General features: G+C 51.0%; 25 protein-coding genes. 13 read left to right on the top strand and 12 right to left on the bottom strand.

Translation table 11 applies throughout. The annotated features are described in order from the left end of the window. Positions 1–43 precede the first annotated feature (43 nt). From JHJ32_RS20160 to JHJ32_RS20140, 5 genes are all read right to left on the bottom strand, one after another. Positions 44–1,525: a S10 family peptidase gene (locus JHJ32_RS20160; protein ID WP_079716471.1), complete on the bottom strand. Its 1,482-nt coding sequence runs from the start codon at positions 1,523–1,525 to the stop codon at positions 44–46. Positions 1,526–1,591: 66 nt separating this feature from the next. Continuing rightward, the gene (locus JHJ32_RS20155) at positions 1,592–3,115 is read right to left on the bottom strand and encodes a SusD/RagB family nutrient-binding outer membrane lipoprotein (protein ID WP_079716472.1); all 1,524 of its coding nucleotides are present in this window, start codon (positions 3,113–3,115) and stop codon (positions 1,592–1,594) included. A 29-nt stretch (positions 3,116–3,144) separates the two neighbouring features. Next, positions 3,145–6,354: a SusC/RagA family TonB-linked outer membrane protein gene (locus tag JHJ32_RS20150; RefSeq protein ID WP_079716473.1), complete on the bottom strand. Its 3,210-nt coding sequence runs from the start codon at positions 6,352–6,354 to the stop codon at positions 3,145–3,147. Positions 6,355–6,512: 158 nt separating this feature from the next. Then, positions 6,513–7,670: a FecR family protein gene (locus tag JHJ32_RS20145; protein ID WP_200122184.1), complete on the bottom strand. Its 1,158-nt coding sequence runs from the start codon at positions 7,668–7,670 to the stop codon at positions 6,513–6,515. A gap of 118 nt (positions 7,671–7,788) precedes the next feature. Further along, positions 7,789–8,328: an RNA polymerase sigma-70 factor gene (locus JHJ32_RS20140; RefSeq protein ID WP_200122183.1), complete on the bottom strand. Its 540-nt coding sequence runs from the start codon at positions 8,326–8,328 to the stop codon at positions 7,789–7,791. A gap of 216 nt (positions 8,329–8,544) precedes the next feature. On the opposite strand from JHJ32_RS20140, the gene JHJ32_RS20135 reads away from it, so the two are divergent. The 7 genes from JHJ32_RS20135 to mnhG are packed head-to-tail and all read left to right on the top strand — an operon-like array spanning position 8,545 to position 14,296. Further along, on the top strand, positions 8,545–10,854 hold the full coding sequence (locus JHJ32_RS20135; RefSeq protein WP_200122182.1) for a putative monovalent cation/H+ antiporter subunit A: 2,310 nt from the start codon (positions 8,545–8,547) through the stop codon (positions 10,852–10,854). A gap of 2 nt (positions 10,855–10,856) precedes the next feature. Further along, entirely contained in the window at positions 10,857–11,270 is a 414-nt protein-coding gene (locus JHJ32_RS20130; RefSeq protein ID WP_200122181.1) for a Na+/H+ antiporter subunit B, read from the top strand. Between the two features lie 2 nt (positions 11,271–11,272). Next, positions 11,273–11,629, top strand: coding sequence for a Na+/H+ antiporter subunit C (locus JHJ32_RS20125; RefSeq protein WP_079716478.1), 357 nt, complete (start codon positions 11,273–11,275; stop codon positions 11,627–11,629). Further along, on the top strand, positions 11,626–13,149 hold the full coding sequence (locus JHJ32_RS20120; RefSeq protein ID WP_200122180.1) for a proton-conducting transporter membrane subunit: 1,524 nt from the start codon (positions 11,626–11,628) through the stop codon (positions 13,147–13,149). Before JHJ32_RS20125 ends, JHJ32_RS20120 begins: the two co-directional genes overlap by 4 nt. Positions 13,150–13,161: 12 nt before the next feature. Further along, on the top strand, positions 13,162–13,638 hold the full coding sequence (locus JHJ32_RS20115) for a Na+/H+ antiporter subunit E (protein ID WP_200122179.1): 477 nt from the start codon (positions 13,162–13,164) through the stop codon (positions 13,636–13,638). Continuing rightward, positions 13,635–13,907, top strand: a complete 273-nt coding sequence (locus tag JHJ32_RS20110) for a cation:proton antiporter (protein WP_079716481.1) — start codon at positions 13,635–13,637, stop codon at positions 13,905–13,907. The genes JHJ32_RS20115 and JHJ32_RS20110 overlap by 4 nt, the downstream gene beginning before the upstream one ends. Beyond that, positions 13,904–14,296 carry a monovalent cation/H(+) antiporter subunit G gene (mnhG, locus tag JHJ32_RS20105; RefSeq protein WP_079716482.1) on the top strand — a complete coding sequence of 131 codons (393 nt, stop codon included), beginning with the start codon at positions 13,904–13,906 and terminating at the stop codon, positions 14,294–14,296. Before JHJ32_RS20110 ends, mnhG begins: the two co-directional genes overlap by 4 nt. A gap of 32 nt (positions 14,297–14,328) precedes the next feature. Here the strand turns inward: mnhG and JHJ32_RS20100 are convergent, their stop codons facing one another. Both JHJ32_RS20100 and JHJ32_RS20095 read right to left on the bottom strand, forming a co-directional pair. After that, positions 14,329–15,429, bottom strand: a complete 1,101-nt coding sequence (locus JHJ32_RS20100; RefSeq protein ID WP_200122178.1) for an NADH:flavin oxidoreductase — start codon at positions 15,427–15,429, stop codon at positions 14,329–14,331. 22 nt (positions 15,430–15,451) lie between these two features. After that, positions 15,452–15,751 (bottom strand): helix-turn-helix transcriptional regulator, encoded by a 300-nt coding sequence (locus JHJ32_RS20095; protein ID WP_200122177.1) that lies wholly within the window; start codon positions 15,749–15,751, stop codon positions 15,452–15,454. A 104-nt stretch (positions 15,752–15,855) separates the two neighbouring features. Here JHJ32_RS20095 and JHJ32_RS20090 point away from each other — a divergent pair, with 104 nt between their 5' ends. Next, positions 15,856–16,791 carry an alpha/beta fold hydrolase gene (locus tag JHJ32_RS20090; protein ID WP_200122176.1) on the top strand — a complete coding sequence of 312 codons (936 nt, stop codon included), beginning with the start codon at positions 15,856–15,858 and terminating at the stop codon, positions 16,789–16,791. Here JHJ32_RS20090 and JHJ32_RS20085 read toward each other — a convergent pair. The 4 genes from JHJ32_RS20085 to JHJ32_RS20070 all read right to left on the bottom strand — a co-directional run bounded on the left by JHJ32_RS20085 (position 16,784) and on the right by JHJ32_RS20070 (position 19,389). Continuing rightward, positions 16,784–17,143: a DUF4180 domain-containing protein gene (locus tag JHJ32_RS20085; protein WP_200122175.1), complete on the bottom strand. Its 360-nt coding sequence runs from the start codon at positions 17,141–17,143 to the stop codon at positions 16,784–16,786. The two genes, JHJ32_RS20090 and JHJ32_RS20085, sit on opposite strands and share 8 nt — an antisense overlap. Positions 17,144–17,217: 74 nt before the next feature. After that, the gene (gene bla / locus JHJ32_RS20080; RefSeq protein WP_370584553.1) at positions 17,218–18,126 is read right to left on the bottom strand and encodes a class A beta-lactamase, subclass A2; all 909 of its coding nucleotides are present in this window, start codon (positions 18,124–18,126) and stop codon (positions 17,218–17,220) included. Position 18,127: 1 nt separating this feature from the next. Continuing rightward, positions 18,128–19,072 (bottom strand): homoserine O-succinyltransferase, encoded by a 945-nt coding sequence (gene metA, locus JHJ32_RS20075; RefSeq protein WP_200122173.1) that lies wholly within the window; start codon positions 19,070–19,072, stop codon positions 18,128–18,130. Positions 19,073–19,155: 83 nt separating this feature from the next. Continuing rightward, on the bottom strand, positions 19,156–19,389 hold the full coding sequence (locus JHJ32_RS20070) for a hypothetical protein (protein ID WP_079716487.1): 234 nt from the start codon (positions 19,387–19,389) through the stop codon (positions 19,156–19,158). A 169-nt stretch (positions 19,390–19,558) separates the two neighbouring features. Here JHJ32_RS20070 and JHJ32_RS20065 point away from each other — a divergent pair, with 169 nt between their 5' ends. The 4 genes from JHJ32_RS20065 (at position 19,559) to JHJ32_RS20050 (ending at position 22,367) form a co-directional block, all read left to right on the top strand. Then, positions 19,559–20,296 carry a DNA-formamidopyrimidine glycosylase family protein gene (locus tag JHJ32_RS20065; protein ID WP_079716488.1) on the top strand — a complete coding sequence of 246 codons (738 nt, stop codon included), beginning with the start codon at positions 19,559–19,561 and terminating at the stop codon, positions 20,294–20,296. Positions 20,297–20,533: 237 nt separating this feature from the next. Further along, on the top strand, positions 20,534–21,001 hold the full coding sequence (locus JHJ32_RS20060; protein WP_079716489.1) for a hypothetical protein: 468 nt from the start codon (positions 20,534–20,536) through the stop codon (positions 20,999–21,001). Positions 21,002–21,612: 611 nt separating this feature from the next. Continuing rightward, positions 21,613–21,837: a helix-turn-helix domain-containing protein gene (locus JHJ32_RS22930; RefSeq protein WP_370584552.1), complete on the top strand. Its 225-nt coding sequence runs from the start codon at positions 21,613–21,615 to the stop codon at positions 21,835–21,837. A gap of 83 nt (positions 21,838–21,920) precedes the next feature. After that, positions 21,921–22,367 carry an META domain-containing protein gene (locus tag JHJ32_RS20050; RefSeq protein ID WP_200122172.1) on the top strand — a complete coding sequence of 149 codons (447 nt, stop codon included), beginning with the start codon at positions 21,921–21,923 and terminating at the stop codon, positions 22,365–22,367. An 80-nt stretch (positions 22,368–22,447) separates the two neighbouring features. Here JHJ32_RS20050 and JHJ32_RS20045 read toward each other — a convergent pair whose 3' ends face one another. Then, complete coding sequence (locus JHJ32_RS20045) at positions 22,448–22,909, bottom strand: VOC family protein (RefSeq protein ID WP_200122171.1); 462 nt, start codon at positions 22,907–22,909, stop codon at positions 22,448–22,450. An 82-nt stretch (positions 22,910–22,991) separates the two neighbouring features. Between JHJ32_RS20045 and JHJ32_RS20040 the strand changes: the two genes are divergently transcribed. Then, positions 22,992–23,765 (top strand): alpha/beta fold hydrolase, encoded by a 774-nt coding sequence (locus tag JHJ32_RS20040; protein WP_200122170.1) that lies wholly within the window; start codon positions 22,992–22,994, stop codon positions 23,763–23,765. Positions 23,766–24,299 lie beyond the last annotated feature (534 nt).

Here is a 24,299-nt window from a genome sequence, read left to right as displayed (position 1 = left end):
ACGTCCTGATTTTGGAACCGCATGGCCGGCCATGCGGCCAGCGCTAATACTTAGCAGGCTGGCCTTTAGCCGGCGTTGAATTTTTGATAAACTCCCGGATATCCTCATTAGCCGTTTCCAAATCCTGCTTCCTCAAGTACATCATGTGGCCACTGCGGTACCCTTTGAAACTTGTCCTGTCCAACAACTTTCCAGAAGGATCCATCTGCCACAGGTTGTATTTGGCATTGAAGTAATCGCAAGCGCCGTCGTAGTAGCCCGATTGCACCATGACGTGCAGGTAAGGATTTTGTGCCATGGCCTGGCGCAGGTTCAGCCCGGTATTGTCGTTGCTTCTGTCCCAAGGATGAACGGGGCCAAACATGTTGTACTTTACATCCGTCTGATAGTTCAGATGATTCTTGTAATAGTAATTGATGGCCGGCGTAAACGAATGCAACCAAGAGGTCAATTCCGCCGCATAGTCCGGGCGTTCGCCACCCTCTTTGAAGTCGATACCCAAATACCGCGAGTCCAGACGGCCAACGTTATACCCTCTATCGCGCAACAGTTCTTTCCAGAAGAACGACGTCGTGATATCGAAGTTATGCTGCAGAATCACCTTTTGCGAAATGCCGGAATAACGGGCCATTTTTGCGGCGATCTGCTCCCGCTCTGCTTGGGGTAAGCTCCCACCCTTGGCTATCGCGGGGATAAGCTCGTTCATGGTAAACTCCTCGACTTCGGGCAGCATGTCTGTCAGATCTTTCTGCTGCAAATCCGCCGGCAAAGCCTTGTGGAACCAGGCGGTAGCGGCATAATAAGGCCAACGCAGGGCCTTCTCCAGCGCCGTGCCCCTATCGATGCCCAAATCTGTCGGCGACACCAATATGACGCCGTTCAGGTACATCCATTGCGCGTTTTGCAGTTCGAGTGCCAAGCCGGAAACCCGGGTAGTTCCATAACTTTCGCCGATAAGATACTTAGGCGAGGGCCACCGGTTCGTCCGGGAGACAAACGTGTTCAACCATTCCGCCAGGTATTTGATGTCTGCATTTGTACCAAAGAACTGCTTGCGGTCCGCATTCTTATCCAGGATTCGCGAATAGCCGGTATTGATCGGGTCGACGAACACAATATCAGCCACGTCAAGTATAGAATACGGATTTTCCTTAATTCCATACGGCTGCAACGGATACCCTTCATCGTCGATATTGAGCAACCGCGGGCCGGTATACGCGATATGCATCCACACCGACCCCGATCCCGGCCCCCCGTTGAAGGAGATGACCAACGGCCGTGCATCCCTGTCTTTTACATCATTCCGTTCGTAATACGTGTAATGCACAGCAGCAATGGGTTTGCCCTCCTCATCCCATACCGGTTGTGTGCCTGTCGTTGCGGTGTAGCCAAAACGCTGTCCTTTGACCGTCACTTCATGCTTGGTGACGATCGTCGAATCTGCCCACGGTATCCGTTGGGCGTGCAGATTTGCGACATACAGTACCGTCAACAAAACCATCATTAACATTGTTCTCTTCCTCATATAGCTTATTGTTTAAAAGGTTATTAAAGTAAAAAATTTTTAACCCAGCGATGAGCCTACCGCTGGCTATTGCCTGGTATCCCAAAATGCCCGATCAAGCAATGACGATCGTTGCGTGATGTGCGGGTTATTATTGATTTCAGATTGCGCATAAGGCAACAACCGTGGCACCTCATCATAGATGGCAGCCGGCTGCTGATGCGGCACCAAGCTCGGGTAGCCTGTCCTGCGGTAGTCCGTCCACGGTTCTACCAGCACGGCATAATTTGCCACATACTTTTCGGTGATGATTTGTTCCAGCCGTTGCGCGTTGGTACCGCTAAGCGTACCGTGCTCAGCCAAGTAGCCGTCTATTTCTGCCTGCGTCAACCCTGCTTCCAGCATGGATGCCCGGATCCCCTCCGCAAAAAACGCATTCGGGTCGCCAGCGGCGCCGTAGAGCAGCGCTGCCTCGGCGCGGATGAAGTTATATTCGGCATAGGTGAGCAACCGCGCCGGACCATCGCCACCGTAGGTAATCGCACCGTCCTGCAGGCTGCCATTGGGGTTTATCCGGGCCGGATCAACTGCCGACGCCGTCCCATAGACGTACGAATGGATGCGCGAATAAGCCGACGATGGCTCAATATCCAGGAAGCTCGCCCCCCGGTAAGTAGCCGGGCTCGAATTGTAGGGGAATGGCACGAAATACGAACGCCTGCGCGGATCATCGTTGCTGTTCATCAAATCCACGAGGAACCTGTTCGGAAAAAACTGATTCCTGAACTGGCCGTTTTCCATGCTATACAGCGGGTTCTGGCGCTGCGATTCGGCCAAAAACGGCATCTGGAAGCTGTCGTCATTGCTTTCCATAAACTGTGCGCCGCTGTTAATCAACGCAGTGATTTGCTGCGACGCGAACGCCGCATCTTTTGCACTATAATGCAGGAAGATCCGTAGTTTCAAGGTATTGCCGAATTTCTCCCATTTTTCCCGTGCTGAAGGCCAATCGTTACTTGTATAGATTGTGGAATACTGATTGGGCGACAAGGTGGAGCTTGCCGCATTGATATCGGCAATCCCTTCATTGATCAACCGGATCAGATCAGCATATATTGCTTCATCATCGTCCACTTCGGGATACAGGTTTTCGGCATGCTTCGCCGCATTGAAGTAAGGTACATCGCCCCATGAGTCTACCACGATTTGATACACATACGCTTTCAGCAGTTTACCCACGCCGGCGTAGTGCGGGCTTCCGCCCTCCGTTGCTTTATCTATCAGGAGCTGGGCATCGCTCAGTGTTGTTCCGAAGATACGTACCCATTGGTTGTTTACGTCCGAGTCATTGATGTTGTAGCGCTCGTACTCCCTAAACGTACCGAAACCGGTATTGGGGCCATGGCCACTGAACTGCTGCACCAAAAGCGAGGCGTAGCGAAACAAATCGCTTGCTCCCATGTAGCCTACATTGACGGTCACTGAAGGCAGCAACTGGGTGACTTGCACGTCCGTCACGTTATTGGGGTCGTCATTCACATCGAGAAACTTCTCACATGACCCGAAAAGTACGACACTTGTCGTCAACAAAATATAGAATAGCTTTTTCATCTGTTTATTTAATTCTATGGTCTCCAATGTTAGAGCGTTAAACGAATACTGCCACCAATTGTACGCGCTGTTGGTTGGATGCCAAACTCCAATCCCCTTGCGTTGCTAATCCCCAGCAGGTTTTGCTCCGGATCCAGGTGCGGATAATTAGGTGCGTAGATAAACAGGTTACGCCCATAGACCGACAGGTTAACCGCTTTGATGAATTTTTGGCCACCCAGCAGCCGTGCCGGCAACCGGTAAGACAAGTTGGCTTCACGAAGCTTGAGGAAGGTGGCATCCAGCACATAACCTTCCCATGCCACATATTTCCCCTGCAAGCCGTAGTACTGCTGTGCCGTGACACCAATGTTATTTGGTGTGCCGTCTTCCAGCACGCCTTCAAAGACATAAGGTGTGGCGGGGGTACCATCCGCATTGAACCGGGGATATTCAGCAGTTTCTGCCGCTACGCCATTGATTTGCAAATCGCCGATGGTCCGCGACAGCTGGTCGCCCTTATATTTGAAGTCAAACAGGAAGGAAAACGTAAAATCCTTAAACGAGAGCGTGTTGTTCCATCCCAATACAAACTTCGGATTGGGGTTTCCGACACGTTGCACCGCCGAGGTCGGCCTTGGCAATCCGTTTGCCCCGATAATCACTTGGCCGGCCTCATTCCGTTGGTACGCATTAGACCAGATTTGGCCATATTCTTCGCCAGCAACCAAACGGATGTTGGGCGAGGTAAAGCCGCCGATGGAAATGTTATCTACCCCCGGCGCCAACTCCTCGACGACTGATCGGAAGGTCGTGAAGTTGAAGGAAGCATCCCAGTTGAAGTTTTCATTCTTGACGGGCACCACCCGCAGCAAGAGTTCAAGCCCTTTGGTAGACAACTTGCCCGCATTGGTCGATATGCTGGTAAACCCGGATGAAGACGGCACCGGTACGTTGAAGATCAAGTTGCGCGTATCACGCCGGTAGACCGACCCATCCAGAAACACCCGCCCGCTGAAGAGCGACACTTCCGTACCCAATTCGATTTCACGGGTAAACTCCGGCTCCAATTGCGGATTGCCGGCACTATTGTTCAAGGTATAGCCTGCCAAGCCATTAAAGGGGAAATTGACTGCCGTAGATCCCAAGCCATCGCCAGCATTAGCCCGGCCATAGTACGTATTGGTTTCATAAGCACTGGTGCCTTTACCCACTTCGCCAATGTTGGCCCTGATTTTCAACGACGACAGCACATCCGATTTCAGCGAAGGAAACGCCTCGGTAGGCACCCAGCTGATGGCCAGCGCAGGATAGAAAATCGATCGGTTACCCGGTGCCAAGGTCGACGAAAAATCGTTCCTCGCCTTGACGTTTACCGAAAGGAAGTTCTTATAGTCGACCACCAAGTCGGCAAATACGCCTATCGCCCGCTGCTCGTTGACGCTCGTACCGTTTGCCGTATTGTACGTCAAAAAGTTGGATTGATGATCAAACCCTCGCAAGACAATGCCAAGGCCATCCGCCCGGAGGCTGTTGCGATAGTTGGCAATAATCTCATTTCCCACGGTAGCCAATATATTGATATCCTCGCTGATTTTCCGGTTGCCGGTTACAGTGAAGTAGGAGTTGATGTTCCTGACGGTCATTGACCGATCCGTGACTCCGCCAGCGCCGGCGGAGTTGGTATTGGCATTACTCCGCACGCCCATGTCGTCGAAACCTTTCGACACGCTGTTGAACACATCCGTACCCACTTTCAAGTCGGCCTGCAACCAATCCAGGATATCATACTTAAGGTTTACATTGCCGTAAAAGCGGTTGACCTCACCACGGTTGGTAATGTGTTTGATGGACCAGTACGGGTGATCCTCTGCCGCATACCACAGCTGGTTACCCTCTTCGTCTTCAAACGGCAGGTTTGTCAAATCATAGCTTCTCGGCGCGTAGATGCCCCGCCACAGCGGGTTGGCACCCTGGTTGCCGGATTGCGTCCGATCGGAGGTATTATTGGTATACGAAAACGAAGTACCAATCCGCAACTTGTCGGAGATATTCGTCCCAACGTTTACCGATAAGTTATTCCGTGTCAGTTCGTTGTTGGGTACCAGTCCTGTTTCTTTGGTATACCCATATGAAACGCGGTAATCGTACTTATCCGTTGCGCCCGAAAAGCTGAGGTCATTCTGGGACGATATCGAATTCTGCAAGATATCCCGTATATTATTCGGGTAGGCACGTAGCACCTCTTCCTCACCAAACCAGTTTTCTACGATTTGCCCTTCGATCCGCGGTCCCCACGAGCCGGCCACGTTGTTGATGTAATTACCGTTGCTACCTTGCGCATATTCATTTTGGAAGTCGGGAAAACGGCTCACCGTACCCACCGCCGTATTGGTTCCTACCGTCACCTGGTTGCGCGTACCCTGCTTGCCTTTTTTGGTGGTAATCAGGATGACGCCCGAAGCAGCCCTTGAACCATAGAGCACGGTTGCAGCGGCGCCTTTCAGCACGCTGATGTTTTCGATATCCTGGGGGTTGATATCCGATATCCGGCTGGAGGTAACCACCCCGCTATTCACCGAGTTGTTGCCGCCCGAGTTGTCCAGAGGAATCCCATCGACCACATAGAGCGGTTGGTTGCTCCCCGTGAAGGTCGAAAAGCCGCGGATGGTGATATTTGAACCCGCGAAGCCCCCTCCAGCGCCACTGACCTGCACGCCCGCCACTTTTCCGGACAATGCGTTCGTGACGTCTGTCGTCGGTGCTTTGGTCAGTTCCTCACTTTTCATTTCACTCACCCCGTAGCCCAACGTCTTCCGATCGCGCTGAATACCAAATGATGTGACGACCACTTCATCGAGTTCGGCAAACGATTCATCCAGCACCACCGTTATCGGCTTGCTATCCGTGACGGTGATTTCTTTTGCTTCATAGCCGATAAACGATACCACCAATACCGAATTTGACGGCACGGTGAGCGTGAAACGCCCGGCGGCGTCGGTGTTCGTCCCCCTGCCGGCAACGCCTTTCACATTCACCGATGCTTGCGTTAGCACGTTACCCTGCTTGTCCATCACCACCCCGCTTACGGTCAATTCCTGCATGAGGCCGCTTGCCGCATGAATACTGGCCATACTTTCTGTGTGTACGCCCATCGCCAAGACCAGCATCATCACAAAGACCGCTTTAATGGCCAGCCGTGTTTTAGGTAAGGTTGAGTCACTTAACTTGCCTGTTTTTTTGTAGAATAAAAAATGCATACGTTTATGCAATTGAGGTTAATTGAATAAGTTAGTTAAACGCGTTAGATTTTTGTAGCCATCAGTGAGCACGCGAGCACTCCCGATTTGAGGTTTGGTTTACGTTCGATAGTAGTAGCTGTCGTTCATGTTCGTTAGTTTGGTGTTAAAGTTTGTAATTATTCGAATGCTATGGTCACCGTATTCCCCGCTATCGTAAACGCCGCGCCACTTACATAGCTCAGCATCTCCAATACCTCGGAAATATTCACGTTCCGCCGGATGGCACCACTATAGCCTTTGTTGGTCGGGTAGGTCCCTTGGTATTTCACCTCCACATCGTACCAGCGCGATAGTTGGGCCATGATTTCGTCGATGTTATCACTTTTAAAATAAAAATCCCCTTGTTTCCAGGCGATGGCTTTCTCAATGTTTGCCGGCAGCACCGTGATGTGTTCGCCCACTTTGGCCTCCTGTCCCGGGGCCAGCAGCCGCTCACCTGTCGGGTTAGACACCCGCACGGCTCCCTGCAGCAACGTGGTAGACATCACCTTATCGTATGCATTGATATTGAAATGCGTGCCCAGCACTTCCACTTTGTTGCCATTTACATTGACAAGGAAGGGTTTTTCGGTATCGTGGGCCACTTCAAAATAAGCCTCTCCCTGCAAGAACACCTCCCGGTCGTCTGGCCCGAAGTGTACCGGAAACCGCAGTTCGGACATGGCGTTCAGCCATACTTTCGTACCATCCGACAGCGTGATGCTGAACGTCCCGGCCTTAGGCACCACGAGCGTATTGTAGATCAACCGATCGTCGTGGCTTGCACCCTGCCCATACATCAGCTCGCCCCCGCTGGTGACGATCTGCGTACCATCCTGCTCCTGCAGCTCGTGCTGGTACACCTCTAAATCCACCAGCCGCCCGTCTGACAGCCTCAGCAATGCCTTACTTCTGCCAGGCGCCACATCGTTGGCATACTGCTTATCGGGGACAGGCTGCTGGTCGGCGGTCGTTCTGGTCAGCTGTCCGGAAAATTTAATACCCAAAAACGTAATCAGGGCTATCGCCGCCGCCACGCCGGTAAAACCCAACAGCCGTTTCCACCGTCTTCTTGTGCTTCGTGTCGAAAAACGCTCCCAGGCCGCATCCGTGTCTATACTGTTCAAGAACGCTATATCCGCATCCGATTCCCGTCCCTGAAATGATGCCAGCATTTCCTGATGCTCCGGCGACTCCGCCAACCATTGCTGGAAGACTTCATTTTCATCTTCCGACAAGTTGTTTTGGAGATACTTGCTGACCAATTTTGCGATTTGGTACGTTTTCGGATCCATTTATGTCATGATTAGTTACCGCAACAGGGCATAAAACCACACACCGCGCGGAAGAAGCCGAGCTCCCGTATTTAATATAAGAAAACGAAAGCAGGTAAAAGGGTGACAAGAAAATAAATCAACTATCAAAAAAAAGCAACAAGAGCCCGAGGAGTTCGGGATTAAACTTGCTTTTAATAAGTTTCATTCCCCGCTGTTTCTGGGTTTTTACGGTGTTGATGCTGATGTTCAGCTTTTCGGCAATCTTGAGATTAGACAGCCCTTCCAAGTAGCCCAGGCGGAATACCTGCCGGCAGCTTTCCGGCATGGCCTGCATGATACGATGGATTTCATCCATCACTTCCGAGCGGATGATTTTGGCCATCACGTGGGATTCCTCAAAATCTTCCGGGCGGTAATATCCCAAAAACCGCTGCACCACCTTTTCATGACGCGAAAGGTTGAAACAAGCATTCCGCACGGCGCTGTACAAAAAGTTCTTAATGGCTACGTCATCTTCGACCAACGCATCACAGTTCTTCAAATAAGCCATGAATGCATCCTGCACGATGTCTTCGGCCAATACCTTATCGTGGACGAATTGCCAGGCAAAATGGCAAAGTCGCGGATAGTACTTTTTGAATAGCGCTTCAGGCAATAAGCTGTAATGATCTTCCATTTAATTGTGACCGGGATAACCAACGTGACAAACTCCATAAAACCAGTCCCTCGCTCAATTCACAGTGTGTTTACAATTGGATGTCCAAATATTAACATTATAAATAAAAATAACAAAAAAACTTCAGATTCTAATCCCGCTTTTTCAACTTTTATGCATCAGCGTTGAAAAAAATGCATATTTTAGTCGCTTTCCGCGAACAAAACAAACGAACAGATGCTATTCGCTGTACTTGCAGGTTTTATTGTTTCCATTCTCTACATCCCCTTCGGCCGGTTCTTGAAAGGCAAGCTGGCGGGGCTGGCGGCACTACTGCCCATCAGCTTGTTCGCCTATTTTGTCAGCTTCATTCCCGCTGTCAGCGACGGGCAGCGTGTGACGTTCCATCAGCCGTGGGTACCTTCATTGGGCATCAATTTCGATTTCCACCTGGATGGGCTATCGCTGCTATTCAGCCTGCTCATCACCGGTATCGGCTCACTGGTCTTTCTCTATGCGGCCCCCTATCTCCGGGGGCATCGATACCTTGATCGTTTTTATGCGTACCTAAGCCTGTTTATGGCGGCCATGCTGGGGGTCGTGCTTGCAGACAACGTGCTGTTGCTTTTTATCTTTTGGGAACTTACCAGCATCAGCTCCTTCTTTCTTATCGGTTTCAACAACGACAATGCCGCCTCGCGCAAAAGCTCGCTGATCGCCCTCGGGGTGACGGGCGGCGGCGGCTTCCTGCTTATGGCCGGTCTGGTGCTGATGGGCCACCTATCCGGCAGCTATTCCATCCAAGCGATGGTCGAGACCAACGAATACCTCAAAAACCACGTGTTATACGGGCTGATCCTCCTGTTGGTCTTCGCTGGCGCATTTACCAAATCGGCGCAATTCCCCTTCCACTTCTGGCTACCGGGGGCAATGAAAGCGCCCACTCCCATATCCGCATACCTACACTCGGCCACCATGGTCAAGGCGGGGGTCTATCTCCTGGCCCGGCTTTATCCGGTACTGGGCGGCACCGATTACTGGACCTATCCGCTGATTATCATCGGCGGCATCACCATGCTCTACAGCGCTTTCCATTCAATATTCCGCACCGATCTGAAAGGCATACTGGCCTATTCGACCATTTCTGCACTGGGTATCCTCGTGTTCCTTATCGGTATCGGCACGCCGCAGTCGCTGCTGGCCGCCTCGGTATTCATTTTGGTCCATGCGCTGTACAAAGCATCATTATTTTTGATCACCGGGGTAATTGACCACGAAACCGGCACGCGTGACATTACGCAGCTGGCCGGTCTAAGGAAGGTCCTGTTTCCGCTGGCCATAGCGGGCTTGCTCGCCGCCCTCTCAAGCGCCGGTCTGCCTTTCACCTTTGGCTTCATCGGCAAAGATTTGGTGTATGAAGCCACGCTGCATACCGATGGGGTGATGCCCATTATCCTTACGGCGCTTGCGGTCGTCACCAATATTTTCCTGCTATACGCCGGCCTGCTTGCCGGCCTGAAACCCTTCACTGGCCAGCTGCCTGATCGGTACCAACGCATTCACCTGCCGTCGTTGCTGATGTGGGCACCGCCGTTGCTGTTGGCCCTGTTGGGTATTGCCTTTGGGGCATTCCCTGCCATAGCAGACGCTTCGCTGCTCAATCCGGCTGCCTCGGCAATGATCAACAAGCCGATTGACACGCCACTGAAAATCTGGCACGGCTTCAACCTGGTGCTATTGCTCAGCGGCTTGACGCTTGCATTGGGTGCCTTCCTGTACCTGATGCGCAAGCCTTCGGCTTCCGGTCTGGACTGGATCGAACGATTCAACAACCTGTCACCCAAACACGTTATCAGCCAGTTGACACATTATGTACGCCACTTTGCCATCCGGTATACCCGTACGCTGCACAATGGCCTCCTGCGGGTGTACCTGCTCCGTATCGTTGTATTTGCCACCTTGCTGCTGGCCTTCCGCCTTTTTGCCGGCGGCAACATTTACCTGTTGCCCGGTTACCTGACGCCCCTGAGCGTCTACGAGATCGCCGTCGTGTGCATCCTGATTGCGGCCATTTACCTTACGGTCACCTCCTCTTCGCGGCTTACGGTCGTGGTAGCCACCAGCGTCATCGGCTACGGCATGTGCCTTTTGTTCGTCTTTTACAGTGCACCGGACTTGGCCATGACCCAGTTTACCATTGATACCCTTACCGTGGTGCTGTTTGTGCTGGTGCTTTTCCGGCTGCCGCCATTCCTCAATTTTGCCAACCGCGTTGCGCGGTTACGTGACTGGGTGGTCGCCGCCACATTCGGTGCAATCATTACCCTGATAGGCATACAGGTTTTGAATCAGTCGTTTGATGACGCGGTGAGCAAGTTTTATGGCGACAATGCCTACATCCTGGCAAAGGGGAAAAATGTGGTCAACGTCATTCTGGTTGACTTCCGTGGGATGGACACTATGTTCGAGATCGTGGTCTTGAGCATCGCCGCCATTGGCGTGTTCAGCCTGTTGAAACTAAGGCTTAAAGCATCCGAAAAAGAATAACCATGAAAAGCACGATATTAAACACAGCATCCAGCTATTTACTACCTATTCTTTTACTTTTTTCGATATTCATTCTGCTGCGGGGACACTACCATCCAGGCGGCGGCTTTGTTGGCGGCCTTATCGCTTCCATTGCCTTTGTGCTGCATAGCTTTACCCACGGCACGGACGACACACTCAAGCTGCTCCGCATCCATCCGGGCGTACTGATTCCGGTAGGACTTGGGCTTGCCGCGCTGAGCATGTTTGCGCCGGTGTTCATCGGCGATCCGGTGATGACCGGCTTGTGGTTTGACGAGCCATTCCCCGTCATCGGCCTTATCGGCTCGGCACTGTTTTTTGACATCGGCGTGTACATTGTGGTCGTTGGCGTGGTGCTCACCATATTGTTTACCATATCCCAATACAGCGAATAGCCATGGAACTATTACTCGTCATTTTACTCGGAGTCCTGTATGCGGCGGGCATTTTTATGTTGCTCAGGAGGAGCATGGTCAAGCTGCTCATTGGCCTCATCCTGCTGGGCAATGGTGCCAACCTCATGATTTTCCTGGCAGGTGGCATCACCCGGGGCAAACCCCCTGTCATTGATGATGCGGCCAAGCTTTTCACCGATATCTACGCCGATCCCATTCCCCAAGCGCTGATCCTGACGGCCATCGTTATCAGCTTTGGGCTCCAGGCCTTTGCCATTGTACTGTTGAAGCGGGTATACGTATTGATCAATTCGGATGACCTCGACGATTTAAACACCCCGGAAGAAGAAGATATATGATTGATAATACGCTCATTTTTCCTGTAATAGTCCATTTGTTCACGGCAATCGTGCAGCTGTTTTTCTGGCGCAAGACCGTTGCCCAGCGCATTGTCAGCATCACGGGCAGCCTCATCGCGATGCTGTTGGCTACACGCCTCTTCACGGCGGTGTGGAACGACGGCATCCGCACCATGCAGGCAGCGGGATGGGATGCGCCTTTTGGTATTACGTTCGTGGCCGATGTATTCAGCAGCACCATGGTGCTGCTCACCTCGTTTTCCGGTCTGGCGGTATCCATTTATTCTGCCACCGGCGTAGCGCGCGGGCGCATGCTGTATGGCTATTTCCCGATATTCCATTTTCTGCTGATGGGGCTCAACGGCGCATTCCTCACGGGCGACATCTTCAACCTGTACGTGTGGTTCGAGGTGATCATCATCGCGTCATTCGTGCTCATGACACTCGGTGGCCGCAAGGCGCAGATTGAGGGTGCCGTCAAATACATGGCCATGAACATCCTGGCTTCCACGTTCTTCCTCACCGGCATCGGCATCCTTTACGGCATCACCGGCACACTCAACATGGCCGACCTGTCGCTCAAAATCGCCGCCCTCGAAAACCGCAAGCTGGTAGACCTCACGGCCAGCTTCTTCATCATTGGCTTCGGCATCAAGTCGGCTGTCTTCCCACTGTACTTTTGGCTGCCCTCGTCGTACCATACGCCGCCCTCTGCGGTTGCGGCCGTCTTCGGGGGGTTATTGACCAAAGTGGGCATTTACGCCCTGTTCCGTGTTTTTACCCTCATTTTCATCCCCGACGATTTCCTGGCCACGCTGCTGGTCATCCTGGCGATATTTACCATCCTCACGGGCACCTTTGGCGCGGTCATCAAAAACAATATCCGCCGGGTATTTTCGTACCTTATCGTCTGCCACATCGGCTTCATGTTAGGCGGCTTGGGCATGTATTCGGAGATTGCGCTTACGGGAGCGCTGCTCTATTTATTTCATGACATCATGGTCAAGACGAATATCTTCCTTATCGCCGGCCTTATCCGGAAGCTACGCGGTACGATGAACATGGATAAGCTCGGCGGCCTCTATGCCGAGTACCCGTTATTGTCACTGGTTATGGCCCTCGTGCTCTTTTCGCTGGTGGGCGTGCCGCCGCTCTCCGGATTCTGGCCCAAAATTTACCTGTTTGAGGCCGGCTTCATGGACGGGCAGTATGCGCTGGTGGCCGCTATCATCGTGGGCAGCTTTGCCACCCTATACGTCATCGCCAAGCTATGGGCCAAGGTATTCTGGAAAGACCAGCCGGACGCACCGGACGGGGAAACGCCCGCGGACGAGTTCAAGCCGCTCAACCCGTTCAGGAAATCACTTTTGGTCGTGCCGATTGTTTTCTTGGCAGCCATCACGCTGTACATCGGTCTGGCCGCTGAAAATGTTGCCGCGGTGGCCAAACACATCGCACACGAGATGAAAGACATTTCACCGTATATCGAAGCCGTTTTAGGACCCAATGTATCACCGTAAAAACGTAACGTCATGGTAAAACAATTTTTGATGAACCTCCTGCTCGCCTTCACCTGGGTTGCATTGACGGGCGCACTGTCCTACTCCAACTTCCTATTTGGCTTTGCCGTTGGTTTTCTGTTGCTGTGGCTGATGAACCGCAATGAAAGCGACCACCGCTATTTCACGCGCGTGCCGAAGATTATCGGGTTTTTCCTGTATTTCCTATATGAAATGATCCGCGCCAACATCCAGGTGGCCTATGACGTTATCACGCCCAAGTTTTTTATGAAACCCGGTATTGTCAAGTATCCGATGAATGCCAAGAGCGATTTTGAGATCAACCTGCTCTCTACGGTCATCTCCCTGACGCCGGGCACCCTTATCCTCGATGTGAGCGAAGACCGCAAAGTACTGTACATCCATGTGATGTATCTCAGAGACAAAGATCAGTTCATCCAGCAAATCAAGGATGGTTTTGAACGCAGACTATTGGAGATTATACGATGACATTAAGTACCTATATTGATTACGTGATTTTGCCCATTCTGGGCGTAGCCTTGCTGCTGGTATTGGTCCGGATATTCAAGGGTCCCACGATCGTGGATCGCGTGATAGCCTTGGACCTACTGATAACCATTGGCGTGGGCGTCATCACGGTATTCAGCATTAGCACACAAAAATCGACATTCATCGATGTGGCGATGATTCTTGCGCTGATTGCCTTTCTGGGCACCATCGCGTTTTCGTATTACTTAGAAAAAAGGGGGAGAAAATGATCGATATTCTTATTGGCACATTATGCACCATCGGTGCAGTCGCTATCCTTATTGCCGCCATCGGCATCCTGCGGATGCCCGATTTCTATTTACGGCTATCCGTCACGGTCAAGGCCGCCACACTTGGCGGGGGGTTGCTGCTGCTGAGCGCCGCCTTCTATTTCCCGGAAGAAGTGTCGGTGACGACCAAGGCAGTGGCCATCATCTTCTTCCTCACGCTCACCGCCCCTGTAGCGGCCCACCTCATTGGCCGTACCGCCTACTTCATCGGCACGGAAAAGTGGAAAGGCACCATACGAGACGATTTGGCGGGCATGTATGACAAGGAGACCCACCAGCTCGGCAGTGGCGACAATGAAGGAGACAACATCTCGCACCCATCGTCGTGAGGGATTCAGTAGCGACGTGCATAACGCGATGATTACACCAATTCGGCGAGCGCCTCTTTCGTAAAGCCCCTTAGCTCATCTGCACGGCCCAACTTGATTTTGAGCAGCCAGTCTGGATCGGCCAACAAGGCCCTGCCCACACCCACCAGGTCAAAATCGCCCCGGTCAAAACGGCGCAGCAGCTCATCCAACCCGCTTGGCACGGAGCTTTCGCCGCGGAAGGCGGCTAGGAACTCACCCGAAAGGCCGACCGACCCAACCGTAATCGTTGCTTTTCCCGTCAGTTTCTTGGCCCATCCGGCAAAGTTAAGATCAGCGCCTTCAAATTCAGCTTCCCAGAAACGGCGTTGTGAGCAATGGAAAATGTCCACACCCGCATCGGCCAATCGTTGCAGCCACGCTTCCATTTCCTGCGGTGTCTTGGCCAACTTGTTTCCATAATCCGCAGGCTTCCATTGCGATAAACGCAGGATAATGGCAAAATCGTTACCCACCTGCCTCCGCACCTCTTTTACTACCTCTACGGCAAACCGGCTTCGCTCAACCAAGGTTTTACCGCCGTAGCCATCGGTCCGGGTGTTGGTGGCTTCCCAAAAAAACTGGTCGATCAAGTACCCATGTGCGCCATGGATTTCGACGCTGTCGAAGCCCAGCCGTTTGGCATCAGCGGCAGCACGGCCAAAAGCAAGAATGGTTGCCTCGATATCTGCCTCGGTCATGGCTACGCCATTGGCAAACCCCGGCCTATTGAATTCAGACGGCCCTTCAAACGGCACCGGCGGCAGCCAGCCCGAATGGTGGTTGTCCATAATGCCCTGGTGCCATATCTGGGGGGCCATGCTTCCACCGGCAGCATGCACTTCCTCGATGACCTGCTGCCAGCCCGCGAGCGCTTGCTGGCCATAAAAATGCGGAATATTCGGGTCGGCCGATGAAGAAGCCCGGTCAATGACCGTTCCTTCAGACAAAATCAGGCCCACTTCTCCGGCAGCACGCTTAGCATAGTACCGCGCTACGTCAGCAGTAGGTATTCCATTCGGCGAAAATGAACGTGTCATCGGCGCCATTACGATCCGATTTTTCAGGTTCAGGGATTTCAGTTGAAAAGGCTTAAAAAGCGTTGTCGTGTCCATTGAATTTGATATCTTGAATGACTTAAAGTGTAGATTGCACGAACTTTCCCAATGCCTCAAACGCTTCGTCGTTGCGTTTGTAATAGGTCCATTGCCCCATGCGGGTAGCCGTTATCAATCCCGCCCGCTGCAGCAATGCCAAGTATTCGGATACCGTAGACTGCGTCAGCCCACATTTTTGCTGGATTTGCCCCACGCAAACCCCCACTTCGCTAAACGAATGCCCCTGCGGCGGGAAATGCTTCTCCGGCTCCCGCAGCCACTGCAGAATTTGCAAACGCGTTTGGTTTGATAAGGCTTTGAAAATCTCCAGTTCGTTCATGGCACAAAGATATATCGGTTTTTTTCGATATACCAATAAACAAACAACGTATGACATTCCTGTGATTCTGCATCGATTTTCAATTGCTACCTTTAACTACCAATATGAAAAGTGTTGCACCTGATCATATTCATTACACGGTATACCAGCCGGAAGGAACAGCCGTAAAGGCAGCTATCCTACTGCTGCATGGCATGCAAGAGCACAGCGGGCGGTATGAACGTTTTGCGAACTATTTAAAAGAACAAGGCTATGCCATGCTCACCTACGACCATATCGGACATGGGCGTACCGCAAAAACGAAAGAGCAGTTGGGATTTTTCCGCAGGAACCAGCCCGACAAGCTTTTGGTTGATGACGCCGTACGCATGGCCGATTTCATGTCGCAGCGCTTTCCGGGTGTACAACTGTTTTTGATGGGGCACTCCATGGGTTCGTTTATTGCCCGCGTGCTGCTCCAGAGGTCCGCACACCGTTTTGATGGGGCCATCCTGATGGGGACGGGCGGCCCGAATCCGTTGGCCGCCCTGTTTCGTCCGGTACTGTACATGGCCAACCTTATCGCACCTACCAAACGCAGCAAGTGGCTCAACGGCCTCTTTTCTGCAATTAACAACCATAAATTCAGGCACGAAAAACCCAATGACGGCACGAATTGGCTGAGCGCCGGTTTAACAAACCGAAAAACATTCCTTGACGACGACCTATGTGGCGTGGCTTTCAGCAACAATGCATTCTTCGGCCTCATTTCCCTCAATATCGAGGCGACCCGGTCCAGCTGGGCAAAACGCATCCCCAAAAAGATGCCATTGCTGTTTGTCAGCGGTGCGGACGACCCCATCGGCGAATTCGGGAAAGGTGTGGAAAAGACAGCGGTGGATCTGCGGCACCGCGGATTTGAACACGTCGTTTGGAAGCTCTATTCCGGTATGCGCCATGAAATACTCAACGAGGACGACTGCCTGCTGGTTTTCGATGACATCACGCAGTGGCTGGAGCAAACCGTATCCCACAACGTCTCTAGCCGGGGTGCTACTTAGCCAAGGTGTCCAGTGCCTCGCCAACGGAGGCAACAAAATTAATATGCTTCCCCTGATTGCTTTCGTAAATAAAATCCTTCAGGCTTTGGCTTGTAAACTTCGAAAAGTCGCAGACTATTGCGAGACGGATACGGTAATTCGAAAATTTCTGAAGTATCTCGCCCGCCATCTTGTTTTTTAAGTCAAAAAAATCCGCGGTGACATTCTGCTCGTAGATAATGACACTGTCAAAGCCTTGATAATAGATATTACCCAGCAGATCAAATGCATCATCAGCGTGCTGAATGATTACGTTGTCTGAAGTTACTTCGGCAATTTCCTTACCGTTTACCTTATGGATTTGGATGTTCATGATACCCCGACCGCCGTCTTGCAAGTATACAAAATTTCCGCGCGCTTTCCTGTGCGCGGCGGCTTGAATATTTTTTACTGGCGCGCAAAATAATCCCATGCCGCTTTGGCAATGTCAGCAATGATTCGCTCATTTGTTTCCAGATCCTCCTTCGAGTCGGTTACAAACACGCTGATGTAAAAATAGTTGCCATCCGGCAGAAACACCACACCAATGTTATTTACGGCAGCGGTTATGCCTGTGACTTCATTCCGGCCAGACCAACCCGTTTTGTGGGCCACGACTGTCCCTTCCGGCAACTGCCCCTTCAGCCGGTTCTTTCCGGTTTCAGTGGTTTTCATCAGCCCCCACAGGAAATCATAGCTTTCCGGCGAAAGCAGGTTATCCCGGTTTTCATAGCATGCTTGCAGGATGCGGTTAGCCTCATTCGGTGTCGTCCAGTTCCGGAACTGCGCCTCCCAGTCGCCCTGCATAATTTCTTCATTGATCTTGATGGAAATCTCCTTAAAGCTGCGCTCATGGAAGTACCGCTCAACCTCCTGCGGCGAGCCAAGAAGCCGCAGCAAGACGTCGCACCCCACATTGTCGCTCAGCGAAACGGTGTATCGAAGTATTTCGGCAATGGTAAGCGTAGCACCTTCGGGATACGTTTCCCGTATCGGGCTGTAAATCCCCGGCAGCAGCTCGCTCTTTTTGATTGTTATTTTTTGGTCAAGGGAGAATGTACCCTTGTCTACCTCCGAAAGCATGGCCACGGCAATCGGAAACTTGAAGACGCTCTGCATGGGAAAGCGCCTCGATCCATAAACGCTCAGCGTATCTTGACCGTCGCGGCCAGTGATGGCCACACCGACGACCGCATCTTTCGAATCGGCGATTTGCGCTATCTGCCGGCGCAGCGTTGCAATGGATTGCGAGTAGGCCTCCGCCGAAACCAATAAGCCCAACAGAAACAGTAATCGCATCTTTTTAAGCATTTTCACGCTAACTGTGTTGCTTGATTTCACTGAGATGCGCAATTTCCTTCAGGTCAAACGGCGTCTCCTGGTAAACAAAATAATTCAACCAGTTGTTGAACAGCAGGTTCGCATGGCTGGCCCAACGGACTACCGGCTCGCTTTGCGGATCATCGCCGGCATAATAATTCCTGGGCGTATCTATGGGAAGCCCTTTTTCCAGATCCCTGGTATACTCCTCATGGAGGGTCCATGGCGCATACTCCGAATGGCCGGTCAAGTAAAATTCCCGCCCGCCCCTTGAAGAAACGATAGCTACGCCGGCGTCTTCCGATTTGGAGAGGATCGCAACATCCGCTAAGCCAGCCAGATCTGCTTCCGTAATGGTGGTGTGCCGGCTATGCGGAATATAAAACTCATCATCGAAGCCACGAAACAACGGATGCCTCTTATCCAGCGCGCTGTGTTTGAAAACACCGAACAGCTTTTTATCCAATGGAATTTTGCCGACACCATAAAAGTGGTACAGCGCCGCTTGGGAAGCCCAACAGATGTAGAGAGTAGAGGTGACGTGCGTTCGCGCCCAATCGAAAATCATCTTGATCTCATCCCAGTAGGTGACCTCCTCAAAATCCAGCATCTCCACGGGCGCGCCGGTGATGATCATCCCATCGTAGAAGTTTTCCGCAACCTCCCTGAAACCTTTGTAGAACATCTCCAAATGTTCCACGGGCGTATTTTTGGGGGTGTGCGTATCCAAGCGCAAAAATTCAACCTCCACCTGCAACGGATTGTTTGACAGCAACCGGATGAAATCAGTTTCCGTAGAAATTTTCAGCGGCATCAGGTTCAGGATGATGACGCGCATCGGACGAATATCCTGTGTATTGGCCCGCAGGTCATCCATCACAAAGATGTTCTCATTTTTGAGCAGTGATATCGCTGGGAGATTGTCTGGTATCTTTACTGGCATGCTATTTATTTCCTCGCAACTTGATTTGCAAAAATACGAGAATTTTTGCGGCTTCGGAAGTTTTCGCAACCCGGCCGGGATTTCTATCGGCTATTTCCCTCGCGGGCAGCGATAGCCTGTCCGATGGCATTGACCTCCTCATCCAGCCCAAAAAGCGGGATCCCCGATGCCGGATCGAGCTTCAGCCACTGGCTTTCGGTGTCCTTCTGTATCTGTAGGTATTCCTTGCCATCTTTATAAATGGTATACACGCCCTCCTCCTCCGGAAAAACGGAATAAGTATTGTCAAAGATTTCAAGATCAAATGGCTCTAACATGTGTGACGATTTTAATTGATAAAGGTAGCAAAATTTCATGTGCTTTTACGACACCCGGCGTCATTCCGCGCCGGCAAGAGACCACGCCACGAAATCATGCGAACATTCCCCGCTGCCCATTGTTATACCGGCAGCTTATCGTCGCAATGATTACGTTAATCGACATGTGATGCCGGAAGGACCGTCCATCGTTATCTTAAAAGAAGCTGTCCTATCCTTGCACTTGGAGGGGCAGCCGATCCGTGCCGTCTCAGGCAATAGCAAAATCGACCAGCATGTATTGCCGGGGCAGATTGTGCTCAGCTTCCGTTCGTGGGGTAAGCATTTTCTGGTTTGTTTCGAAACGTTTACCCTGCGGATTCACTTTCTTTTATTCGGGACCTACCGCATCAACGAGCGGAAGCCCTCACCGGTGAGATTAAGCCTGCAGTTTGCAACGGATGAGCTGAACTTCTATGCATGCTCCGTAAAGATCTTAGACAAACCTGCGGATGAAATCTATGACTGGTCAAGCGATGTCATGGCTGAGGAATGGGATGCCGGAAAGGCCTTAAAAAAGTTAAAAAATGCCCCCCACGCACTTTGCTGCGACGCCCTGTTGGACCAAGACATATTTGCCGGAAGCGGAAATATCTTCAAGAATGAAGTGCTTTTTCGCATCAGGGTACACCCGTTGTCCCATTTAGGCGCGTTGCCAAACGCCAAATTGGAAGAAATGGTACGGGAGGTCAGGAACTACGCATTTGAGTTTCTTCACTGGAAAAAGGAATTTACGCTAAAGAAGCATTGGTTGGCCCACACCAAAAAGACCTGTCCCCGGTGCCAAATCCCGTTTACCAAAGCCCATACGGGCAAAACCAACCGAAGAAGTTTCTTCTGCGGCAACTGCCAGGTGCTTTATGCGTAATGGTCCACTTTCCGATCAAGTACAACCGGGCGATAGTTATCGAACAACGGTCCTGCTATTCGTCTATAAAATCGACCTTTTTGTCTAAAGCATTTTCCGTTGGTCGATTCCTACCTACCGTTCGTCTAAAACCACCCTGTTGCCGTGCAACGTTTTCCAACTGCCGTCGTCATATCTACAAAACAACAGCAAAAAAAGTAGTAACAAATACATTATTCACCACAAAAAGATATCATCATGAAAACGTTCGTATTAAGCACCCTGATTAGCGTAGCAGCCCTCGGAAACAGCTTTGCCGGCACCGCCCCTATTGACCCGTCTAACGAAAAGAAAAACGCCACTGCACTGAAGGAAACCGCAGCCTTTCACCAGCACAACATGGTGACGCTGTACAACCAGTATGACCTGGCTGAAGCACGCATCAAGACAAGCCGCGGCAACCATGCCGAGCTGGACCGCGACCACAAATTTTTCGTAGGCCTGTACCAGCAAGACATTGCCAACGGCATCCGCGTGGAGCAAAGCAAAAAGGCCATTGAAGAGATAAACGCCCGCTATGCCAAGCTGCATGCCGAGCGCGATGCGTACGAGGCCAAGGAAATCGCCAAGTTGCAAAAGCACCTGGACGTAGCCCTGAAAAAAGAAGAAAAAGCGTTCAACAAAGCAACCAAGGCCTTGTCTAAGACCGTCAGCGCGGCCCGTTAATGCAACATCCCCTTGGCGGGGCTCCATATATCAGACAGCAAGCCTTCCCTCAATCTGGGGGAAGGCTTTATCGCTTACACCCTCACCGTGGGTTGCCGTACTGGCGGCAATCCACGGCCGGTGCTGTATTCCTTTCGGCAATCAAATGCAAGGCAAGGCGCAGTTCGCTATCGGTTCCTTCCACGAATTCAAAAAATGGCTTCAGCCGGCAGGAGCAGGTTCAATACCCAAATGCGCGGCCCCGCCCGGGGAGGGCAAGGGCCAGCGCAAGGGTCTGCACACATAGAAAGTTTTCAGGCGGCTGCCGCCGCTTCTGCATATTTTTACCAAGGCAACGAAAAAAACACGTAATGCACGTCCGGAACACCGGCCGGATGCGGGTATTCGTGGATGCCGCAGACATACCGCGGGTTTACCCGAAGAGGTCGCTCTTACGCCGTTGCTTATTGATCTTTTTGACAACATCCTTTCGTTTTTAGGTTCTCAGGCCGCGGCTCTGAGGATGTTATGGACAAATATAGGAAATGATTTCAAAATACACACATATTTGTGTAAATTTTTATCATTTGTATTGGCTACTTCGCTTCGCAAGAATTGTTAAGTCCTACGAGGTGGAGAAAATTGAGCAATATGTTATTGATTTTGTAAGGAATTTGAGGAATCAACATGACTTACGCCAGGAAGATATTGCTAATATTCTGGATGTAAAACCTTCCTTTATCGGAAATGTTGAGAGCGCGTCCCATCCAGCGAAATACAATCTTAAACATATCAACAAGCTTGCGGATCATTTTGGACTTTCACCCCAGGACTTTTTGCCCAAGAAGCCGTTATAAATATCCATTATGTTTATTTACAGCTAGCTGTAGCAAACAGCCTAAACTAGTCATTTTATATAACGAACTTAACTGATCAATTTATGAGTACCTATCGTATTTGTTTACTGGTGATAGTTGTTTGCTCCGTTTTCAGTTGCGAAAAGAGTGATTATGCCAACCTAGAGAATACCCTTCTCGATCTGACCAACACCCGCTGGAAGATGGAAAAAACAATCGATAAAACGACGAAGTATATCAGCACCTATCCAAGAAAACCGGATTTATATGAGATATCCTTTCAAGCCGAAGGAAAATTGAGGCTGCAAGGCGGATGTAATTACCACTATGGAAGCTATCGTATCGGAGGCAATAACACGATTCGGTTTTCAGAGCTGGGCCCCGCTACTTATCTTTACTGCGAAGATATACATGATTGGGAAATGCAAACTATCTATGGACTGGAAAACGCCTCAAAATACCGGAGTGATGGGGACCGGTTGATCATCGAAGGAAAGCGGGTGGTGTTCCATCTCCAAAGAATACCCTAAACGAAGTTCGATCGCCTTACGCCACGCTTCGCGTGGATGTCATGAAATAATCCCATGTTGCGCCTGTGCGCTGCACTATGTTAGCGCTGCTCGTCGTTGATCTCTATCCAATAACCATCGGGGTCCTTGATGTAAAGCTGTTTCACGCCGTCCACGCGTGTCCCCACTTTGCCTGGCTCATGCTGCACGTTGTAATAGACTATTCCAAATCCATCAAGCCGATCAATGAAATCGTCAATGGAGGCCACGCTGAAACAGATATGGGTACTCCGGTTGTGTTCCTTGATTTCTGCCGCGTCGGCAACAAGATGTAGCGAAAAACCGGGGGCGATCTCGAACCACTTGTGCTTACCTATTTTAAAGGGCTCCGGAAGGGTATCGAGTAATAGCACTTCCCGATAAAAGGATGCGCTCTTCTCGAGGTCATAAACGGACAAGGCAATGTGGTTGAAACCCCCTTTGCTTACTTGAGCATAGCTTTTGACGGGGCCTCCAACGAAACACATTCCGATGAAGGCATACAGGATCAAGAACTGTTTCATTTATCAAATGTACATAAAGTAACCGAATTCCGGCAACCGGATACGGTACGGCTAAAAATCCACTTGATAATAGTTACCAAAAATGAAGAGAATACTGCTAACCCTTGTGACGGTAATTTACCTGGTTGGCGCCGATGCGCAAACTGACCGGCCTGTCTTGGACATCATGCTGTCCAATTACGACTACCCCTTCACTGTACACTACTTGGATCTCAACAACCAAAACCAGCAGTTGAAAATGGCCTATATGGATGTCCGCCCGGCACGGCCCAACGGAAAAACGGTGGTGCTGCTGCACAGAAAGAATTTCAATGGTGCCTACTGCAAAACCGCCGCCGATGTCCTGACGGAATCCGGTTACCGCGTGGTGATACTTGACCAAGTAGGCTTCGGAAAATCATCCAAACCCGTGGGCTACCCGTTTAGTTTCCAGCAACTGGCCCAAAATACGAAAGCGTTGCTGGACGAACTGCGTCTTGATAACGTCTATCTCTTGGGCCATTCGATGGGGGGCATGCTGGCTACCCGTTTTTCGCTGATGTATCCTGAAACGGTTGGAGAACTGGTACTGGAAAACCCGACCGGACCGGAGGACTGGAAGCTCGTGGCACTATACGTTCCCATTGACGCACACTACCGGAATGAACTGAAGGCCAACTACGAAACCACCCGCAAATACCAGCAGGGATTGTACTACGAACAGCATTGCAACGGTACTAAGGACGGCGGGCAGCCTTTGTACAATAACTTCCATATAGAAAGGGCCACCATGGCCCTTTTTTCAATATTCAGGGGGCTACTTTTGCGGATTTCTTTTGGGAAATTCATCGACCAGCAGTCTGCTAAAAACCCCTAAGCGGTTCGAAGAGATGCTATTGGAAAAATTCCAAAATACGGTTTACTTCTCACAGGTCAGTCATTGAGTTGATGAAAAAACGTACCGCTCACATACATCCCCACAGCGCCGCCGTTTGATAGCCTCGGAATGCTGTAGCCAAAATAACCATATACCCCGTAGCCAAAATCACCTAACTGCGCGTTAGACGTACCCTACATTTGCTGGTATGAAGGAAGCGAAAGACGTAAGTTTTATTATTCTTGGGGGAATTGCCGTAGCAGCCATCTGGTCGATAACAGCCCTTTATTTCGAGTACACAGCGCACTCCTGCATCGAAACTATTTTGTCCGAGTCGGACACCGGTTGGTACTATGTTGATACACCGGTGGGACTCCATATGAATACACCTGTACATATACCATGAATACGAAGACATTATATCTCGACATTGCGATCCGCGTACTTTTCGTGGCCCTTTATACGTATACGGCAGCGATGAAGCTGCTCGACTTTCCGGTGTACCGCATCAAGATGCGGCGCCAGCATTTTTTC

It is taken from the genome of Parapedobacter sp. ISTM3, from assembly GCF_016533505.1.
Lineage (GTDB): Bacteria > Bacteroidota > Bacteroidia > Sphingobacteriales > Sphingobacteriaceae > Parapedobacter > Parapedobacter luteus.
Note: the sequence above shows the minus strand (reverse complement) of the source record. Positions and strands in the feature narration are given on the sequence as shown.

Bases quoted from the DNA above. Each gene is read 5' to 3' on its own strand.
- JHJ32_RS20160 (WP_079716471.1), bottom strand. From the start codon at position 1,525: ATGAGGAAGAGAACAATGTTAATGATGGTTTTGTTGACGGTACTGTAT.
- JHJ32_RS20155 (WP_079716472.1), bottom strand. From the start codon at position 3,115: ATGAAAAAGCTATTCTATATTTTGTTGACGACAAGTGTCGTACTTTTC.
- JHJ32_RS20150 (WP_079716473.1), bottom strand. From the start codon at position 6,354: ATGCATTTTTTATTCTACAAAAAAACAGGCAAGTTAAGTGACTCAACC.
- JHJ32_RS20145 (WP_200122184.1), bottom strand. From the start codon at position 7,670: ATGGATCCGAAAACGTACCAAATCGCAAAATTGGTCAGCAAGTATCTC.
- JHJ32_RS20140 (WP_200122183.1), bottom strand. From the start codon at position 8,328: ATGGAAGATCATTACAGCTTATTGCCTGAAGCGCTATTCAAAAAGTAC.
- JHJ32_RS20135 (WP_200122182.1), top strand. From the start codon at position 8,545: ATGCTATTCGCTGTACTTGCAGGTTTTATTGTTTCCATTCTCTACATC.
- JHJ32_RS20130 (WP_200122181.1), top strand. From the start codon at position 10,857: ATGAAAAGCACGATATTAAACACAGCATCCAGCTATTTACTACCTATT.
- JHJ32_RS20125 (WP_079716478.1), top strand. From the start codon at position 11,273: ATGGAACTATTACTCGTCATTTTACTCGGAGTCCTGTATGCGGCGGGC.
- JHJ32_RS20120 (WP_200122180.1), top strand. From the start codon at position 11,626: ATGATTGATAATACGCTCATTTTTCCTGTAATAGTCCATTTGTTCACG.
- JHJ32_RS20115 (WP_200122179.1), top strand. From the start codon at position 13,162: ATGGTAAAACAATTTTTGATGAACCTCCTGCTCGCCTTCACCTGGGTT.
- JHJ32_RS20110 (WP_079716481.1), top strand. From the start codon at position 13,635: ATGACATTAAGTACCTATATTGATTACGTGATTTTGCCCATTCTGGGC.
- mnhG (WP_079716482.1), top strand. From the start codon at position 13,904: ATGATCGATATTCTTATTGGCACATTATGCACCATCGGTGCAGTCGCT.
- JHJ32_RS20100 (WP_200122178.1), bottom strand. From the start codon at position 15,429: ATGGACACGACAACGCTTTTTAAGCCTTTTCAACTGAAATCCCTGAAC.
- JHJ32_RS20095 (WP_200122177.1), bottom strand. From the start codon at position 15,751: ATGAACGAACTGGAGATTTTCAAAGCCTTATCAAACCAAACGCGTTTG.
- JHJ32_RS20090 (WP_200122176.1), top strand. From the start codon at position 15,856: ATGAAAAGTGTTGCACCTGATCATATTCATTACACGGTATACCAGCCG.
- JHJ32_RS20085 (WP_200122175.1), bottom strand. From the start codon at position 17,143: ATGAACATCCAAATCCATAAGGTAAACGGTAAGGAAATTGCCGAAGTA.
- metA (WP_200122173.1), bottom strand. From the start codon at position 19,072: ATGCCAGTAAAGATACCAGACAATCTCCCAGCGATATCACTGCTCAAA.
- JHJ32_RS20070 (WP_079716487.1), bottom strand. From the start codon at position 19,389: ATGTTAGAGCCATTTGATCTTGAAATCTTTGACAATACTTATTCCGTT.
- JHJ32_RS20065 (WP_079716488.1), top strand. From the start codon at position 19,559: ATGCCGGAAGGACCGTCCATCGTTATCTTAAAAGAAGCTGTCCTATCC.
- JHJ32_RS20060 (WP_079716489.1), top strand. From the start codon at position 20,534: ATGAAAACGTTCGTATTAAGCACCCTGATTAGCGTAGCAGCCCTCGGA.
- JHJ32_RS20050 (WP_200122172.1), top strand. From the start codon at position 21,921: ATGAGTACCTATCGTATTTGTTTACTGGTGATAGTTGTTTGCTCCGTT.
- JHJ32_RS20045 (WP_200122171.1), bottom strand. From the start codon at position 22,909: ATGAAACAGTTCTTGATCCTGTATGCCTTCATCGGAATGTGTTTCGTT.
- JHJ32_RS20040 (WP_200122170.1), top strand. From the start codon at position 22,992: ATGAAGAGAATACTGCTAACCCTTGTGACGGTAATTTACCTGGTTGGC.